The 17,742-nt window shown below is 63.7% G+C and carries 9 protein-coding genes; all 9 read left to right on the forward strand.

What is annotated here, in order from left to right:
- Nucleotides 1–363: 363 nt before the first annotated feature.
- The 9 genes from ACQPZ2_RS30440 (at nucleotide 364) to ACQPZ2_RS30480 (ending at nucleotide 17,734) form a co-directional block, all read left to right on the forward strand.
- Complete coding sequence (locus tag ACQPZ2_RS30440) at nucleotides 364–4,359, forward strand: DUF6603 domain-containing protein (protein WP_433521604.1); 3,996 nt, start codon at nucleotides 364–366, stop codon at nucleotides 4,357–4,359.
- Nucleotides 4,356–6,689: a hypothetical protein gene (locus tag ACQPZ2_RS30445; protein ID WP_433521605.1), complete on the forward strand. Its 2,334-nt coding sequence runs from the start codon at nucleotides 4,356–4,358 to the stop codon at nucleotides 6,687–6,689. The genes ACQPZ2_RS30440 and ACQPZ2_RS30445 overlap by 4 nt, the downstream gene beginning before the upstream one ends.
- A gap of 9 nt (nucleotides 6,690–6,698) precedes the next feature.
- Nucleotides 6,699–10,472 carry a hypothetical protein gene (locus ACQPZ2_RS30450; protein ID WP_433521606.1) on the forward strand — a complete coding sequence of 1,258 codons (3,774 nt, stop codon included), beginning with the start codon at nucleotides 6,699–6,701 and terminating at the stop codon, nucleotides 10,470–10,472.
- Entirely contained in the window at nucleotides 10,472–11,617 is a 1,146-nt protein-coding gene (locus ACQPZ2_RS30455) for a hypothetical protein (protein ID WP_433521607.1), read from the forward strand. The genes ACQPZ2_RS30450 and ACQPZ2_RS30455 overlap by 1 nt, the downstream gene beginning before the upstream one ends.
- Nucleotides 11,618–11,718: 101 nt before the next feature.
- Entirely contained in the window at nucleotides 11,719–12,612 is an 894-nt protein-coding gene (locus ACQPZ2_RS30460; protein ID WP_433521608.1) for a class I SAM-dependent methyltransferase, read from the forward strand.
- A gap of 29 nt (nucleotides 12,613–12,641) precedes the next feature.
- On the forward strand, nucleotides 12,642–13,538 hold the full coding sequence (locus ACQPZ2_RS30465) for a phytanoyl-CoA dioxygenase family protein (RefSeq protein ID WP_433521609.1): 897 nt from the start codon (nucleotides 12,642–12,644) through the stop codon (nucleotides 13,536–13,538).
- A 389-nt stretch (nucleotides 13,539–13,927) separates the two neighbouring features.
- Nucleotides 13,928–15,094 (forward strand): damage-control phosphatase ARMT1 family protein, encoded by a 1,167-nt coding sequence (locus ACQPZ2_RS30470; RefSeq protein WP_433521610.1) that lies wholly within the window; start codon nucleotides 13,928–13,930, stop codon nucleotides 15,092–15,094.
- 397 nt (nucleotides 15,095–15,491) lie between these two features.
- Nucleotides 15,492–16,355 (forward strand): hypothetical protein, encoded by an 864-nt coding sequence (locus ACQPZ2_RS30475; RefSeq protein WP_433521611.1) that lies wholly within the window; start codon nucleotides 15,492–15,494, stop codon nucleotides 16,353–16,355.
- Between the two features lie 989 nt (nucleotides 16,356–17,344).
- Nucleotides 17,345–17,734 carry a hypothetical protein gene (locus tag ACQPZ2_RS30480; RefSeq protein ID WP_433521612.1) on the forward strand — a complete coding sequence of 130 codons (390 nt, stop codon included), beginning with the start codon at nucleotides 17,345–17,347 and terminating at the stop codon, nucleotides 17,732–17,734.
- Nucleotides 17,735–17,742: the final 8 nt, after the last annotated feature.

The raw sequence follows: 17,742 nt of genomic DNA on the forward strand, positions 1-17,742 counted from the left end.
CCCAGGCGGTAACCATGCTCGCGGCCTGACAACCCCGAGACCACGGACAGGGGCACGGGTATTACGGCCTCTTCGCAGGGAGCTGCGTCGACTTGCAATATGGAGGCATCGCCGGAAACAAAAATTTTGCAGATCGGCCATTTTTTCACTATGCAAAAGAACTTCACATCTTACCGACTACTCGGAAAGGTGACAACAATTACACGCCACCGTTATCGGCGATAGTCAGATATCGGGATGATGTCGGCAAGGTGGCTGGTGGGGACAAGGCGTTCACAATCCTCACCGATAGGAGGCGGGCGGAGATCGGCCGGGAGATGACTGGGAAGTGCTGGGCGATGGACCAGGATGGGATCGGAACTGATGACGCATTCACAGCTGCAGGGCCAGGGGCCGGTGGATCTGATCGAACTCGCGACGTATCTGACAACGCTGGATGACCCGCCGGTCCTGGACGGGACGGATACTGCCTTGCCGGCGCAGTGGCGGGATATGCTGGCCACCTTCGCCGGGCGGAAGGTCCAGGCCGCGGGTCCGCTCAAACCGGTGCTCGGCGCGGGCGCGTCGACACTGACGTGTGCTTTCACGTGTGCTGTTCAGGTATGGCCTGCGGCCGCGAGGGCCACCATCACTGTGAGCGAGATGACGGTCACGGTGACTCGGGACGGCGCGGTCACGCTCACGCTCGACGGCGAATTCGGCGGGATCGCGGTGGTTTCCACGGTGACCGAGAACGACACCGGCATGGTGACCGCAGTGGTGCGGTCGAAAGAGACCGGCGCGTTCCATGATGTGGCCGGACTCGTCCACCAACTGGTGGCCGGGGATGGCGGCACGTGGGACGAGGTGAACAGTGGGCTGCAAAAACTGAATCTCGCGCTGGGCCAGGTCGCCGGTTTCGACTATCGCCTCGAGAAGAAGGCCGATGCGGACCCTGCTACCTACCTGGTGACGTCGACGGGGGTCGCCGCCGCGCTACCCCTCAAACAGAACCTCAACTTGGACGTCGGGCTGTGGCTGGAGGACAAATACATCACCGGGAGCCTGCGCGCGGGCACGGGGAAAGAATCGGTCGATGTCAACAAGCTCCTGAGCTCGTTCGGCTGGCCGGTGAACGTGGTGCCCGGCGGGTTCGTTGTCCGCGAGCTGGAGTTCACCGGCGGTTTGGGCGATAGCTACGATCTGTGCGTCAAGCTCGGGGGCCACTGGCCCATTGGCCGGTTCTTTTTCCTCGAAGAGCTGTCCATGAACCTCTGCTACACCATCGCGGAGGGGTTTGTGGCGTGGTTCTCGGGCACGGTGGCGATCGGCTCGATCCCCATCGAGATCAGCGCATCGAGAGCACCGGGTACCGATGGCGGCTGGGTGTTCACGGGCGGGCTCGCGGGCGGGGATGCGCTCAGGATGGGATCGCTGATCGAGGCGCTGGAACTGACCGATGTACCGGGGCCGGTGGCAAGCCTGGAATTGACAACGCTCTGGCTCTCCTACACCACCAGCACCAAACAATTCCTTTTCACCTGCGTTGGGGATATCGAGGTCACCCATGGTGTCACGGTAGAGGTCGGGGTGAGCCTGGCCCACAACAACTCCCGCACGGAGTATGGGGGCACGCTGCGGGTCGGTGATTTCGAGTTGGACCTCGAGTTCGGGACCCGCGGCGGCATCGACGCGGTGATCGGCGCGTATCACAGTGTCGGCGGCGCGGCGCAGGTGGAAGTTCGTGAGTGGGTGGCCGGGTTGTCGCCCGATCTGGCGGCGATGATCCCCGAGGGCCTGCGTATCGGTGTCATTGACGCCAAGGTGATCCGCGTGAAATCGGCTACGGAACAACCAGATCTGGTGGTGGGGTTCGATCTGTCGGCCGCTCTCGACCTGTCCGAGCTGCCGCTGGTAGGGGGTTTCCTGTCCCAGGCCGGGACGCTGAGTATCGACAAGCTGCAGGTGCTCTACAGCACGGGCGCCCTCGGTGCGTCGACCGTTGCCGGGGTCAACGCGTTACTCGGAGACAAGGTTGTGCCGCTGCCGGTCACGGACCTGAAGTCCGGGCTCGCCGTGCAGACGGAGCTACGCCTGGGCAGCGAGGTGGTGCCGGTGGCGCTGGGCCTGCCCCCGGCGCCGGGTTCCGGGAAGTCGGTGGCTCTGGCCGCGGACACACGTCCGGCGCCGAATTCGCCGAGTGTCTGGGTGCAGGTGCAAAAGCAGCTCGGTATCCTGCAGGTCGATCGGATCGGACTGATCTATCAGCACAATGCGCTGCTGTTCGCGCTCGATGCCGCAGTCATGCTGGGGCCGTTGACTTTGAGCTTCGATGGTCTGGCGGTGGGGTCGCCGCTGGACACGTTCGAGCCGACGTTCGCGCTGTCCGGTCTGGGGGTGGCGTTCACGAATCCGTCTCTGACGGTCTCCGGCGCGCTGGTCCATGTTCTGAATCCGCCGAAGGGCGTTGATTTCCAATACGACGGTGCCGCTGTCGTCGAGACGCAAAAGTTTTCGCTGTCCGCGGTCGGGTCGTATGCGCAACTGTCCGACGGCAAGCCGTCGGACAGTTCCGACGGCAAGCCGTCGCTGTTCGTCTTCGCGCAGCTCGATGTACCGATCGGCGAGCCGCCTCTCATCATTACCGCGCTGATGGCCGGTTTCGGCTTCAACCGGGACTTGAAGATCCCGACTGCCGCGGAGGTTGCGAACTTCCCGTTGCTGGTGCTGGACAAGCCGGGCCAGAAGGCGATGGATGTCCTCGACGTCTTGGAGGGTCGTAAACCGGCCGCGCCCGGTGGCACACCCACCGAGTGGATCGCGCCGCGGGCGGGCAACTATTGGCTGGGAGTGGGCGCGCAGCTGACGGTTTCGGAGGTGGTGACGGCAACCGTCGTGCTGGCCGCCGAGTTCGGCCACGACCTGATTTTCGCCATGTTGGGAACCGCGATTCTCCAACTCCCACTGAAGGACGAGTCGGCCGAAATCTACGTCTACGCCGAACTCGGTCTCGAAGCCACCCTACGGCCGATCGACGGTATCGCGCAGGCGCAGGCTCAACTGTCGGCGGCATCCTACGTTCTGACCAAGGATTGCCATCTCACCGGCGGTTTCGCCGCTGCCCTGTGGTTCGGCTCGAATCCTCATGCGGGACAGTTCGTTTTCACCCTCGGCGGATATCACCCGGCTTTCCACAAGCCGTCTCATTTCCCGGCCGTTCCGCGCCTGGGTATCCGCTGGGCGGTCAGCAGCATGGTGTCGATCACCGCTGATGCCTATCTGGCGGTGACCCCGTCCTGTGCGATGGCCGGCACTAACCTTCAGGTGCTGTATCAGTGGGGTCCGGTCCAAGCGTGGTTCACCGCGCAAGCCGATCTGCTGGTGTCGTGGCGGCCGTTCGCGTTCACCGCAGGTATCGGCATCGAGATCGGCGCATCGGTCACGTTGTCCGTCTTCGGTGTCCAAAAGACGTTCTCGTTATCGGTCGGTGCCTGGCTGCGATTGTGGGGCACACCGTTCGGCGGCACGGTCACGGTGCAGCTTCTCGCGTTCAAGGTGACCATCGGCTTCGGCGACAACGGTCGCGCAGTGACAGCTGAACCTCTGACGTGGCACGAGGTTTCGGCCATGCTGCCGGATCGGGACAAGGTTCTCGCGATCACTGCGGTCAGCGGCCTGGACAGCGCCATCCCCGATGCCGGGAGCTCGGGTGGTAAACGCTGGCTGGTGCGCGCACGCGACTTGCGTTTCACCACGCAGTCGGCGATCCCCGCAAGTCATCTGCGGATCGGTACCGCAGCGCTGACCCCGCAGCCGGGCGACGGTCCGGGCATCGACATCCGGCCGATGAACCGCACGGGTCTGGCCGGTGTGCATCGAATGACGGTGCAGCACAACGGAACAGCTATCAAGATCGACGGGTGGACCATCACCCCGAGCACACACAATCTGCCCGCGTCGCTGTGGGGCGCACCGCCCGCACCGTTCGTTCACACCCCCGGCGGCCCCAGCGCCGATGTCGTCTCCGACCAGCAGGTCGGCTATCAGGTGCAGGCACCCCGCCCGACGCTCGCACCGTCGCGCGGCGTATTCCCGCTCAGCACATACACATTCGAGGAGATCCAGCCCGGCCTGTCCCCGTTGGCGCAGCATCCCGCCGACAACGAGGACTACCTGTCCGCGCCCGACAAGAACGCCATGGCGGACCTGGCCAAGGCCGCGGCCGACCCGGCCAAGACGAGCCGCGATCAGGTTTTCGCCGCGCTGTCCGCCGCCAAGCTCTACACCGGCGGCAACGACACCCTGACAACCCTGGCCGCCGACGCCACTCACCTGTTCGCTCAGGCACCGATGGTCCAGAAAGCGGGGAACCCGTCATGAGCAGCCGTCCGCATCTCGCCCGTGACAAGATTCCACCGGGCGATATCGAACTGCACGACAACTATGTGCCGGGCCTGCAAGCCGGGGACTATTCGATCGAGGTCACCCATGATCTGTTGACGGGAACCGGTTCCGGTGCTCCGTCGATCATCGACGGCGGAAAGTTTCACGCCACACAGCAGTTCACGGTCCGCGGCCCGCAGATCTCGATCGATCCCGGCGCGGTGCTGGCCAAGCAGCCGGCCGATTCCAGCAGCGGCCAATTCGACAAGGTGTTGCCGCACGTGGTCCTGGGTGATCCGATGCTGCCCTGGGAGCGCACCATGGCCGCTGCCGAGAACGGCACACCGTGGCTGGCGTTGCTGGTTCTCACCGAGGACCAGCTGGTCGGTGCGACCACCGATCGCACCCGCACCATCAATGCCACCGTGCAAGATTTCCTCGCCAAGGACTCCAGCGTCCTCAAGCCCGCGCTGTCCCGCGAGCCCGATATCGCCACGGACTCACCGTGCTGCTATATCCAAGTCACTACGGATGCCTTCCGCGCGGTGACACCGAGACTCACCGAGGCGCAATACCTTACCCACGCACGAGGCGCGAACACCGCCGACCGCCCGATCCTGGGCATCGCCGAAGACGGCCTGTTCTCGGTGGTCGTCGCGTCTCGATTCCCCACGGCGGGCGACGCCGCGACCGGCACCAAGAACATCGTGCACCTGGTCTCGCTCGAGGGTCACGAGAAGATTCTGGTCGACAACCCCAACTTCGGCGAGCACAAGTGGGTGGCACTGCTGTCGCTGTGCAGCTGGTCGTTCTGGTGTCACTCCGAACCGAAGGGAGACTTCCGCGAACTGGCCGAGGCCCTGGCGTGTCTGCCGAATTCGGCCACCCGCGCCCCGGCCGAGCAGATGTGGCTCAGACTGTCCTCACCCTACCCAGACAACAGCAATTCCACCGCGCCACAACGCCAAGTGGCCCGCCGGCTCAATGACGGTTTCGTGCCGCTGCCGTATTCGACGCGCTCGGGGGAATCCACCTACGCCTGGTATCGGGGTCCGTTCACCCCGGTCGTCGCGGCCGCCACACCGCAGGCGGTCACCGCGACCTCGGCGGACGCGCTCATCGGCTACGACCCGGCATGGGGCAGTTTCGATGTCTCTCTCGCGTCCGCATTCGAGATGGGAAGGGCTCTGGCCGTGAGTGATTCGGCGTTCGCGCAGAACCTCATGGCGCTGAAACGCGCCGCGCGCGGTGTGGTCGACAACCTCTATCAGCAATACGTCAGCACGCATCTGCCTGCCGATGGTGGCTCCTCGAGCGCGGTCGCGGCGTTCGGTGCCATGCTGAACGGCAATCTCATGAGCACGCTGGGCAAAGCACCCGCCAGGCCGAGTAAGGCGTGGACCCCACCTGCACCTGCCGCGCCACCGCCGGATCAGCATGCCGCGCTCGCCGGCTTCCTCGACTCGCCACAAACCCGAGCGGCCCTGCAATCGGCCATAGGCCAGCCGCCGCTGTCGGAGCACCTCGCGCCGATCGCAGCCTGGCTCGGGCAGCGGATACTGCTCTACGGTGTGCCGTTCACCCAACTCGTCCCGCAAGAGGCGATCCTGCCGGTCGAGTCGCTACGATTCTTCCACCTCGACTGGAACTGGTTGAACGCCTTGGTATCCGGTGCGCTGAGCATCGGATCGCAATCCAGCCGCGATGGCGTGCAGGATCGGATCGTCGGCGACTACGTTCGGGTGTCGGCAACGCAGAATGCCTTGGCGCATCGCGACGAGTCGCGTGGAGTGGCCGCACACCGTCCGCGCGGCTCAGTGAACGCCGCTGCAGCGCAGACGGTTTCGGGGTTGCTGCTTCGTTCGGCGATCGTCTCCGGCTGGCCGAACCTGGCGGTGCGTGGTTACGACCCTGCGGGAGGACACCTTCCGATACTGCGCATGGACCATCTCTCGCCGAACGTGCTGCTGTGCCTGTTCGAGGGCATTCCCTCCCGGGTCGAGCTGCGCCAGCCCCAGGAGGGGTTCCGCTTCGGTGTGGACGACGAGGGATACATCCCCTTGCGTAATCTGTTGCCGTCCACGGATCCCAACGGTTTGCGACTCGGCGATACCTTCCCCGACGACCTGAAGTTCTCGGTCTTCGACAACGTGCGGTCCGGCCTCGGCTACCGGGTACTGGATTTGACCCGCCTCGTACCGAATCTCGAATCCGCACTCGCCGACGCTCACAAACGATCCGTCGCACCCGTCGGCCCCGCCGACCTCGCCCTGCAAATGGTCCGGGTGCCCGAGGCCATCGGCTTCGAAGGCCCCGACCGCAGCTAAGGAATCAGCATGCGTCCCACCCTCGTAGTACCCGTTTCGCTCGATGCGCTCGTGGTCACCAAAGATGTCCTGGACCAGGACACCTTCCGGATCTGGCGCGAAAGCTACACCGCCCTCGACAATTTCAGCAGTCCCGACCCTGAAGAGGGCGACGATCAGCTCGGCGATCCGAAGCTCATCGGCAAAGGCGTCCACCTGCATTGGACTCTGCCGCGCGGTCTGCGCCACGGCATCCAGGATCAATTGACCGGTGAGCTCACCTTTCCGCTGGTTCCCAACCGCTGGCTGCTGACCCGTTTCAGCGGCACCAACCCGCGCAAGGCCAAGAGTTGGGTGATCGAAAGCGACTGCCCGCACAGCGTATGGTCCGAGGACGCGAAGAACGGCGGACATGATCTGGCGTACTCCACCGATCATGTGATCGGCGAGGCCCCCAAAACCGCGTGGGCAGCCAGTCGCGACCCCTACCGCAGGAATGCCAGTCCGACCACGGTGGCCCTTGGCACCTACCGTGTCGCGATCGGAATGGCGTTCGACGCGCAGGCCGCCGGATCGTGGACCGAACGCGCCGCCACCGACCCGCTGTTCCTGACCGCCCTCGGCGCGAACAACCCCTACTTTTCCTCCTACACACCGCACAACAGCAATATCTTCTCCTTCATCGACGACCTCGCCGACCTCCCTGCGGCCGACACGCTCGGCTATCACGTCGTCGGCTGGTATTCGAATCCGAACGCCGACGTGCTCGCGAGACTGCCATCCGGGTTCACCTACCCGGAACTGCTCGAGCGGCTCGAATGGCTGGACCCGCGCCTGACCGGGGACACCACCAAAGACGCCGAGATCGCACCGGCCACCCGCAGCCTGTACTCCGGACATGCGCTCACCGTGAAATGGGACCCGAGACCGAAGGCCCCTGCTCCGCAGGGTGATCCGCTGCATCAGGTCCGCAACAGTGGTGCTCTCGACGCCGCTATCGGCAATACCACCGAGGATGCCTTCGCTGCCCTCGCCGGCCGCGCCATGAACGGCGTCGCGCCCCTGGATGCCGCCGAAATGCAGCTGCTGCGCGCATTCCTGCACGGCGTCCTGCCGCAGGCCGACCAGAACGGGGGAGACGCGCTGGTACAGCGCAGCATCCGCAATTCGTGGTTCAACGCCTCCGGCGGGGGATACCACTGGACCCTCACCCCACCACCGTCACCCGACGGTGCACCCCGCACCATCGTCGCCCCGAACTGGCTCGACAAACTCAACGACACCCAGCGCGCCCTGGACGAGAAGCTGGGCGAGCTGGCCTCGGCACAATGGCGGCTGAACGCGTTATGGCTCAAGCGCGGTCAATACGACTGGGTCGAACCCGAAGAGGACGGCACCCCCGACCCCGACGAAATGGACACAGAACTCGACCCCGAACAGCCCGGACTGGCACAGACCGTGCGCCGCCTGACCATCGAGGCACGAGACCTGGCAAACTCAGTGCCGCAACCGGATCCGAGTAGCGCGCATGCGACAGCGCACGCGGCCATGCAAGCCGGTATCGGCTCCTTCGCCAAGGCCCGGGACATGCCCAAGGGCGCGAATCTGAAGGCGATCCCGAAAACACCGTTCTGGCAACCCAACAACCCCGTGATAGCGCTGTCGGGGATACTGCCGTCGAGCGATGTCATCGGCGACAACGAGCCCTTGCCGGTGCGGGCGGTGGACGACCACGGTTCGAGCCTGATCACCCGGGTCACGGTGTCAGGCAAGGCAATTACCGCCACACCCGGTCAGGGGGCAATGCCGGGATTCCCCAACAGCGCGGCACTGCCGGACACCGTGCTGGCGCTGCTCGCCGAATACTTCCTGCTCGATCCCGGTAATGCCGCCGTATTAGCCGCTGCCGCGAAGGTTTCCGCCGATGCCGTCACCGCCGCCCTCACCGCGCACAAACCGGCCGACTACACCGGAACCCTGCCCGCACTCGGCCTGCAAGCCTGGACGCAGCCGTGGGAGCCGCTGTTCATGGAATGGAAGACCCGCTACCTGCCCATCCCATATCTCGTCGACAAACAACGATGCTGGACCTTCGACGGCACCGACTACCGCTTCACCCCCGGCAAAGCCGAGATCCCCGAACCCGACGAACCCGTTGTCATCAAGGGGATCTCGGGACTGAGCCCGCATCCGCGCGCCATGTTCGCCGCCCGCCTGGAGAAGTTCGTCACCGACCACGGCACCGACGAGCAGCACGAACAATTGACCAAATGGATCGACGCCGTGAGTGGTTGGGGTTTCCTCGCCCAGGAGATGACCGGCTTCAACGACCGCCTGGCAGCCCGCGACCCCCGCGCCTTCCGCCGCCCGGTCGCCGAAGACCCCGACGAACGCCACATCGCCGAACTGGCCGGCTACCCCGACGCCGCCACCCCCGATGGCCTGCCCATGCGCTACCGCGGGCGCATCTCCACCGTCCCCTACCTCCCCGGTGGCGACGACGCCCCCTTCCACGAAACCCGCCAAGGCCAAATCTATTTCGAGCAACTGTTCCTCTACGACAAGTTCGGTCGCGTCCTGGATATCATCAACTCCCAAACCGGACACGCGGGCCTGTTCGACTACAAGAACTTCCCGGTCGTCGTCGATAACGCCTTCGCCGCCGACACCGAACTCGACCCCGACATCGAGTCCATCGCGCAACTCCCGCCGCGCCTGCTGCAACCGGCCCGCCTCGACTTCGACCTCCTCGACGGCATGACCGGCACCCGCATAGTCGGCACCGACGCCGAAGCAAACCCCATCGGCGGCTGGCTGCTGCCCAACCACCTCGACCACAGCCTGTTGCTCTACGACCCCGCCGGCGCCCTGCTCGGCACCTACCGCCTGCTCACCACCGGCGGCCACTGGGAACCACCCCCGGACGCAACCCTCACCACCCTCGACCAAGTGGCCCTCCACGCCCCGGTCGTCGCCGGCCTCCTCCGCTCCCCGCAACTGGCCAACGCCGACAACTTCACCGAATTCCTCGACGTCATCGATCAAACCCTCTGGACCACCGACCCCCTCGGCGCCCGCCCCGACCACAACCTCTCGGTCCTCATCGGCCGACCCTTGGCCCTCGTCCCAGCCCAACTCCGCCTCCGCCTGGACGGCGTCCCGATCTTCCCCACCGGTTGGGGCGCAACCCTGAAACTTCCAGAGCCGGAATTCACCAAACACGAGTTCGCCGTCCGCCTGGGTGACCAGTGGGCCCGCGACGACGGCCTCGTCGGCTACTTCACCACCGACACCCACGGCGCGTACCGCTTCGACCACTTCAACAGCGTCGCCGTCCCCGACGGAAAACAACACTACGCCAACCAAATAGGCCCCCTCAGCCCCAGCACCAGCCCCTCGACAACGAACTACCTCCAACTCACCTTCGCTGCCACCACCCCGACCAAACTCCTGTTCCTGATGGATCCGCACGCAAAAGTCCACGCCGTCACCGGCATAACCCCCACCGCCGAAATCTCCGTACCCCCCGGCCATATACAAGCCCCCCTCGACCACATAGAGGCCCTCTTCCACATTGGTCCCCTCGTCACCGTCGCCGGCACAGACAAATCCATCGCCTTCCCCCAACCCAGCGAAAAACACGGCACCTGGACCTGGCTGCAACCCGCTCCGAAAAACACCTTGATTCCCCATTCCCTTGCCCCGGTGGTGCCCGACGCCCAATTCCCCAACGCCCCGACCACCGTCATGGACGGCCTGCTCCGCTTCACCACCAACCTCGACGAACCGAAACAGGACCACTGATGCCGACCAACCCGACACCCCCGCTGCTCACGTACCGATTCGCCACCAATCCGACACCCCTGCAAGCAGACGGCACGAGCCGCATCACGATCTCGGTCCTGAAACCCAAGACGCCTGCGGTGTACTGCAAGTCGATCCAGATCAGCGTCCCCAAGAACGACGTCGATGGAAATGCGTATTACGCAGAGGAACCGGAATGGTCCTACAGCAGCGCGAATTGGGAACCCAGCAGCAATGTCGATCCCGGAGATGAGGGCGAAGAGTCCGGAGCTCTGTACTGGCGGAAAAGATTCACCCCTATAGAAGCCGGAAAACCCTTCGATACGCAATTCGATATCGGCCTGAAAGGCATGGTGAGCAATACGGCACCGCTCGCCTGCGAGGTGACCGAAACGTCGGCGACCAGCGCCAACGGGAAATTCCCGCTCAGAAAACGCACATTCACTCTCGGTGTCGAGCCGCAAACCCTCTACATCAACAATTTCCTGGCGTTCGGACACGGCGGCCCAACCGTTCCGAAAACCAAGTTCCAATTCGACGATCCCATCGGACTCGCCTGGGAAAGCAACGGCACCCACTTCGTGATCTACGACGGGTCCGGAAAAGTTATCTTCGACGACTCCAAAACCGTATGCATCCTGCCGGAAAAATCCGTCGCCAACGACACCACCTACACTCTGCGCGCCACCCTCACCCCCGGATCGAAACAGTCTCTGAACAATTTCGAACCCATCTACCAATACGCCACCGTCGCCGTCACCATCGAGAACCCCACCCTCACCGGCCTTACCGTCACCGGCGACACCCAACTCCAGAGCAAGCTAACCGTCAGCGGCGACACCCAACTCAAGAGCAACCTCACCCTCAGTGGCAACCTGTGGGTCGAAGGGTCGCTCAGCGTTGCAGACAACGCCAATTTTGATAAAGACCTCGACGTCGAAGGATTGATGACGAAGAAAGGCTACCAGGTTATCAGCACGGGAGACAGCATCCACGTATGCAGCGCGTTGTGGATGAATCAATCATACCGCCAATTGTTCTCAGACAAGTATGGGAACGTATCTGTACATAATGTCGGAGACCCCGCCGGCGATACACCGCGCGACGACGAGTGGGGAACCCATTGGGCCATAGGGATTGTGTAAAATTACTGAGTAATGGTGACGATGTGGCCTGCGGGCCATACCAGAGGTCGAGCGGTCTATCCGACTCGACTTCGCCGGAGGATTCGGAACGACAGGGCTCGATGATGGTATCGAAAATCAGTGAATACCAAGGCGCGTCACCGGATGCGGTCCGCCATCACTATGACATCGGAACCGAGTTCTATCGGCTGTGGCTCGACAGCAGCCTGACCTACTCGTGCGCATTATGGTCCGAGGGCGACGATCTCGACCACGCCCAGCAGCGCAAGCTCGACTATCTGATCGAGCGAGCCGACATCGCCGGCGCGCAGCGTGTGCTCGACATCGGGTGCGGCTGGGGCAGCCTGATGCGGCGGGTAGCCGACCGGAACTGGCAGGCCCGCGTCACCGGCCTCACTCTCAGCCGAGACCAATACGACTACGTCCGAACGCATTCCACAGATCGGATCGATGTCCGGCTCGAACACTGGAACACACATCGTCCGGACCGTACTTATGACGTCATATTCTGCGTCGGCGCACTCGAACACTTCGTGAAATTCGGACTGTCCCGGCGCGACCGCACCGCGGCCTATCGAGAGTTCTTCACGCACTGCTCCCGTATGCTCCGCCCGGGCGGCGGACTGGTCATCCAGACGATCGGCAAGGGCAACCGGCCGCTGGACCACAACGCGCTCAACGATGTGCGGTTCCTGGCGAACGAGATATTTCCGGAATCGGATCCACCGCGACTGTCCGAACTCGCCCATGCCGCGGAGAAACTTTTCGAAATCGGTTCGGTGGTCAACGATCGTCACGACTACTCGACCACGTGTGCGGAGTGGTTGCGCAGGCTCCGGTCACACCGCACCGACGCGCAACGGCTCGTCGGCGCCCGTATCACCGAGGCATACGAACGTTATCTGGAGGCGTCCATCCGGCAGTTCGACCGGGAACACCTTGTGCTCTATCGAATCTCGCTTCGCAAGGTGGCTGATTCGCCGTCCGAGGCGTGACCGGCCGCCAATCCAGCGAGGAGTCAGTCATGGACCCGGGACAGACGCCCCGCGTGAACGATGTCATCACCGAACTCGACGACCTACGTGTCGACCTGGCCGGCCGCCACCGGGCCACGGCCAGCGCGGGAGCGACGATCGACCCGGCGGTGGTCGATGCGGATATGCGCGCCCTCGACCGCGACGGGTACGTCATTTTGCCGGACCTGATCACACCCGCGGAATGCGAACGCATACGCGCGGCGAGCACGGCTCTGCTCGGCCCGCCCGGACGAAATACGTTCGAGGGCAAACAAACCCAGCGGGTGTACAGCCTGCTCGAGAAGACCCGCGCCTACGACCGGCTGCTCGACCATCCGCGCGTGCTTGCCCTGCTCGACCGGCTGTTCCTGCCGAACTACCTGCTCTCCCAGTTGCAGGTGATCAACATCCTCCCCGGTGAGCAGGCCCAGCTCCTGCACCACGACGACGGCTTCTATCCGATACCCAGGCCCCGCCCGCCGCTGAGCGCCGCGACGATGTGGGCCATAGACCCGTTCGCAGATCGCAACGGCGGCACGGTGATTCTGCCCGGCAGCCACCGATGGGATTCACGGCAGCCGACCGAATCCGACGCCCGGGTCAGCACGCGGATGCCTGCGGGCTCGTGCGTGTTCTATCTCGGAACCCTCTGGCACGGCGGCGGCGCGAACCAGACCGCCGCTCCTCGGCTCGCCGTGACCGCACAGTATTGCGAGCCGTGGCTGCGCCCTCAGGAGGCGTACACGCTGTCGACCAGCCGAGAAACCGCACGAACGGTGTCCGAGGACATCCGCCGCATGCTCGGCTACAGCATCCACCCGCCGTTCATGGGCGCTGTCGACGGCATGCATCCGAAGCGGCTTCTCGAAACCCCCGAGTCGGCAGTCCCACAGAGGGGTGCTTAACCGAATCATACTGCCCTGCTTACCTTCCCGATGAGCCGATTCCGTCGCTCCCACTGACCGGCCAGACCGATTTCCGCTACCTACCGGCCGACAGAGCTCACGAATCCGCACAGAGCGCCGCTGCCGGATCTCTACCGACCCGTACAAAGGAGGAAACGATCCGACGCTGCGCAGCGACGCGAAGCCAAGCTGAAGGTTGCAACCGAAGGCACCCCTAACCATGCGATCGACTCGGGATCCAGTGGTCAGTGGTCAGCTCTGAACTACATCTACAAATTCACACACATCCCAACGCCAACCCACTGAGCTCACCGACTTCCCCGGAGCACGCGGCTACCCGGCCGATATGCCGTGCCGCGCCCTCGAACGGATAGGACAGGATATCGTCCATGACCGTCGCGCCGCCGATCCTCACCGGCACCCCCGGCTCGTTCGCCCGCAGCGTCTTCCATCAACGCCACCCCAAACTCGTCGAGCAGGTGGTCGCTGCCCACCCATACGGATCGAACGAGCAGGCCGCGCTTCATCAGCTGCTCGGCGAAAGCACCCATGGTGTCATCGACCGCCTTCCGGAATCAGCGGCTGGCTGGGAGCAGTGGTCTGAATGGGGTCGCGGAATATGGGGCCGGACCTGGGCCGGCACGCCGTTCCTGTGGGCTGAAAGCTTCTTCTACAAAAGGCTCCTCGAAGCGGTGGGCTACTTCCGGGCTGGTGTCTGGCACGGGATCGACCCATTCGAACCGACCAAGACCGCTGAACTGAGCAGTGCAGCAGTTAGCGACGAGCTCGCCGCGCTCGACGACCTGGAACGTCTCGATGAGGAAACCAGGCGGAACTCGCTGCTCGTATCAGCGCTGTGGGGCAACCAAGCAGATCTGGGATTTCGACTCACCACCGACACACAAACCCGGTCATCGAGTCTGCTCGTCGACGACAGCGCCGCGCTGTGGACCATCCTCGAGGACTCTGTTGCCGCGACCGTGTGCATCATCGCCGACAACGCGGGCCGCGAACTGCTACCGGATCTGGTCCTCGTCGATCACCTTCTCACCAACCAGCTCGCCGAACACGTTGTCCTGTACGTCAAGCCGCATCCGTACTACGTTTCCGACGCGACAATGACCGACGTGCTCGCAGCACTTCGCAGGCTCCGCGCCGCGCCCGAAGTTCAGGCACACAAGATCGGACTGCGGCTGTGGCAGGCGATGTCGAAAGACCGCCTGATCGTGCGCACACATCAATTCTTTTGCGCCCCACTGTCATTCCACGACATGCCGGACGATTTGAGAGCGGAACTGGCGACCGCGACGATCACACTGCTCAAGGGCGACCTGAACTACAGACGCCTCGTCGGCGATCGAAAATGGGCTCCTACCACACCATTTGGCGATCTGGTCGACTATTTCCCCTCCCCCGCCGCTGTATTGCGAGCCCTGAAATCCGACGTAATCGTCGGATTGGCTTCCGAAGACATCGACACCCTGGACTGCGCCGACAGCCGATGGCGCACCAACGGTGAACACGCAGTCATACAACTCGATCAACACCCTCGGTAGGAAGCGGTAATTCCATGACGGACGAACTCGACCTCTCCCCGGCGAGCAAGCAGGCCCGTCTGAAGGTCCGGCCTCCGACCGCATTCCAGGATCGAACTAGCCATGCCGACCGAACCTTCAGATATCCGGGTGGTGGACCGCACCGCGAGTCCCGGCGAATACCTCCTGACGGGGGTCGAGGGCGTTCCTCTCCCGCGACGGTCAGGTGTTCTACGAACTTGCTCGTCGCGTCGCCCCCGCTCTGACCCACAAGCTGGATCTGGAATACGTCTACAGCAGTCGACTTACCTGGAGTCTCGCCGCCACCGATCCAGACCATCTGGACGACACTTCGTGGCTGTTCAACAGCTTTATGAAATCCAACGCCCTCGACCTGTGTACCCGACTTGGCCTGTCGTTGGAGGATTACACCACCCTTCTGATCACCGTCGGCGTATCTCTCGACCTGGACATCCGTGCCGACCGCACCGAGCAGGCCGAGGCCATGCGCCGCTTCCTGCGGACAGACGAAGTCAAATCCGCAGCATCTCAACGGATCACCGATACAAGGCAGCTATTGGTCGAATATGCCCGCCAGCATTCCCTGGTCGATTCCCGCACCGGCCTCGTCGACGCGGGATGGACCGGCCGAATGATCGGATCGCTCGTGACCGTCTGCGAAGCAGCCGGTTTCGAACGCCCCCATGTACTGTTCTGGGGCCACGAACCACGCCCGACGGGCTGGAACGATCCGAACCGTGTTGCCGCGTACATGTACAACACGGCCGCTCAACAGGGGGCGCACTGGCGGGTAGCGGATGCGCCGTTTGTGGTGGAGACCTTCTGCATGGGCGACCACGGGATCGTCTCCGGCTACCAACGCACACATGTCGGACAGGTAGAACCAATTCTTCAGTCCCACAACAACCGTCCCGCCGAAGAATGGGGCTTGAGCCTATACCGGTCGACCCTATACGCCTTTGCCGACGCGGTGACCGACATACCTGATGATCCGCGGCCACTGATCCACGAATTGATGAACGCTTTCTGGTGCCAGCCCACCGCGGCCGAGGCGGCAGCGTGGGGTGTATATCCGTACGACAGCGACCCCGCAGGTACCGCCGTCCGCCCACTCGCCCGCGCACTGAACGTACAGGCGCCGGATCGCGGAGACAGGGCCTGGCTGGCCGGATCGCTGGCGCTCAGCTCGGCTAGCGCACGCGACGAATACCTTGCGTGCGCAGATCCAGCGGAGGTCGGGGGAACGCCCGCTTCCGACTGAAATTCGGCGGGTTCTGGACCTTGCTCTTTCGATAAACAAGTCGTGATCGCCAAGCCAGGGCGGTTCAGGTGATGATCCGGGAGCGAGGTGGTATGTGGAGCGAGGACTGTTTGCCTAGTAGCGGAATCCGCGTCAGTCCTCAGCGTTCCCCATGTTCAACAACGCCCCGCCGTAGGCGCAACCCCTGCTCCCCTGGCAGTCACTACGAGACTGCTCAGGATAACTGCAGGTCAGCGGCGAATGCGAGGTTGGGCATATGGGTCAGCTCCCCTCCCGACATGAACCCCTTGCGCGAACCGGGTGTTGCCCGATCCCGCCCTACCAGTCGCCCGACAACGTGAAATCAGTTTGAACAACTAACTGGCCAACGAGAACCGCTGGTCCTTGTCCCGTCTATAGGTTGCCCAGCCCAGGGCACCATCAAGTTGGGGCCGATTGCCCTACTTCCGCAGGGCATCACGATACCTCAGACGGGATACGTACCCACGATGACCAGGCGTTTTTCAGTTGCCCATGTTTTGTGTGCCCTGCCGAGGGCACGAACCTACGACAGGACCAACTGCGAGGGGTCGACGCCCATCGGATGGCAAAACTGCACCCTTGTCCGATCGCACATGTTGCGACTCCCAGCTATAGGTGGCGGCTGCGGAAAAGTTGAAGAGCCTGTTTTCGTAAGTTCCCAGGCGTAGTTGGCGGGAGTGCCCAGGTCTTCTTGGCGGCTACGCACATGATCTTTCGCCTGAGGGTTTGGATTACACGGCGACACAAGCGAATTCAACCAGCCGCGCGTTGGTGGGCGCATCCTGGACGAGGAGAAGCATCCAGCCGTGGGCGCGGTGGGCTGCGATGACGCATCGGAATATTAGTGAATCCTGGGTCTCCCGCAGGGCCTGGCCAGATGTGTTGGCAGGGAGTCGATTCGGCTGCGCAGGCGGGTGGCATGGCTTAGGCTTTTCGGTGGTCTCGGGCTGAGCAATCGGAGGGTGGGCATGGTAGATCCGGTGTCGTTGGGCATTGCAGCGGCAGCACTGCTGGCATCTAAGTTCGGCGAGGGATTCGCCCAAGACGCTGGCACGAGCAGCTGGCAAGCCGTTAGCCGCCTGCGCGAGGTGATCGCCCAGAGGCTCGGCCGCGGGTCCGAAACCCCCAGAGCCATAGCCATTTTGGCTGAGAACCCGACACCGCAGGACCAGGTGGCCGCCGCCGAGCTCGTCGCCGAGGCTGCCCGGTCGGATCCGAACTTTGCACGTGAGGTGCACCGGTTGGTGGCGACAGCGCGGCAGGACCGGGCGATCGAGGCGTTCGTCGCGAATGCCTACGACGAGGCGAAACAGGTTAACATCCGCGGCGACAACACCGGCACCATCAACCTCGGCTGACGAAGGAA

Source organism: Nocardia pseudovaccinii, from assembly GCF_050942345.1.
Classification (GTDB): domain Bacteria; phylum Actinomycetota; class Actinomycetes; order Mycobacteriales; family Mycobacteriaceae; genus Nocardia; species Nocardia pseudovaccinii.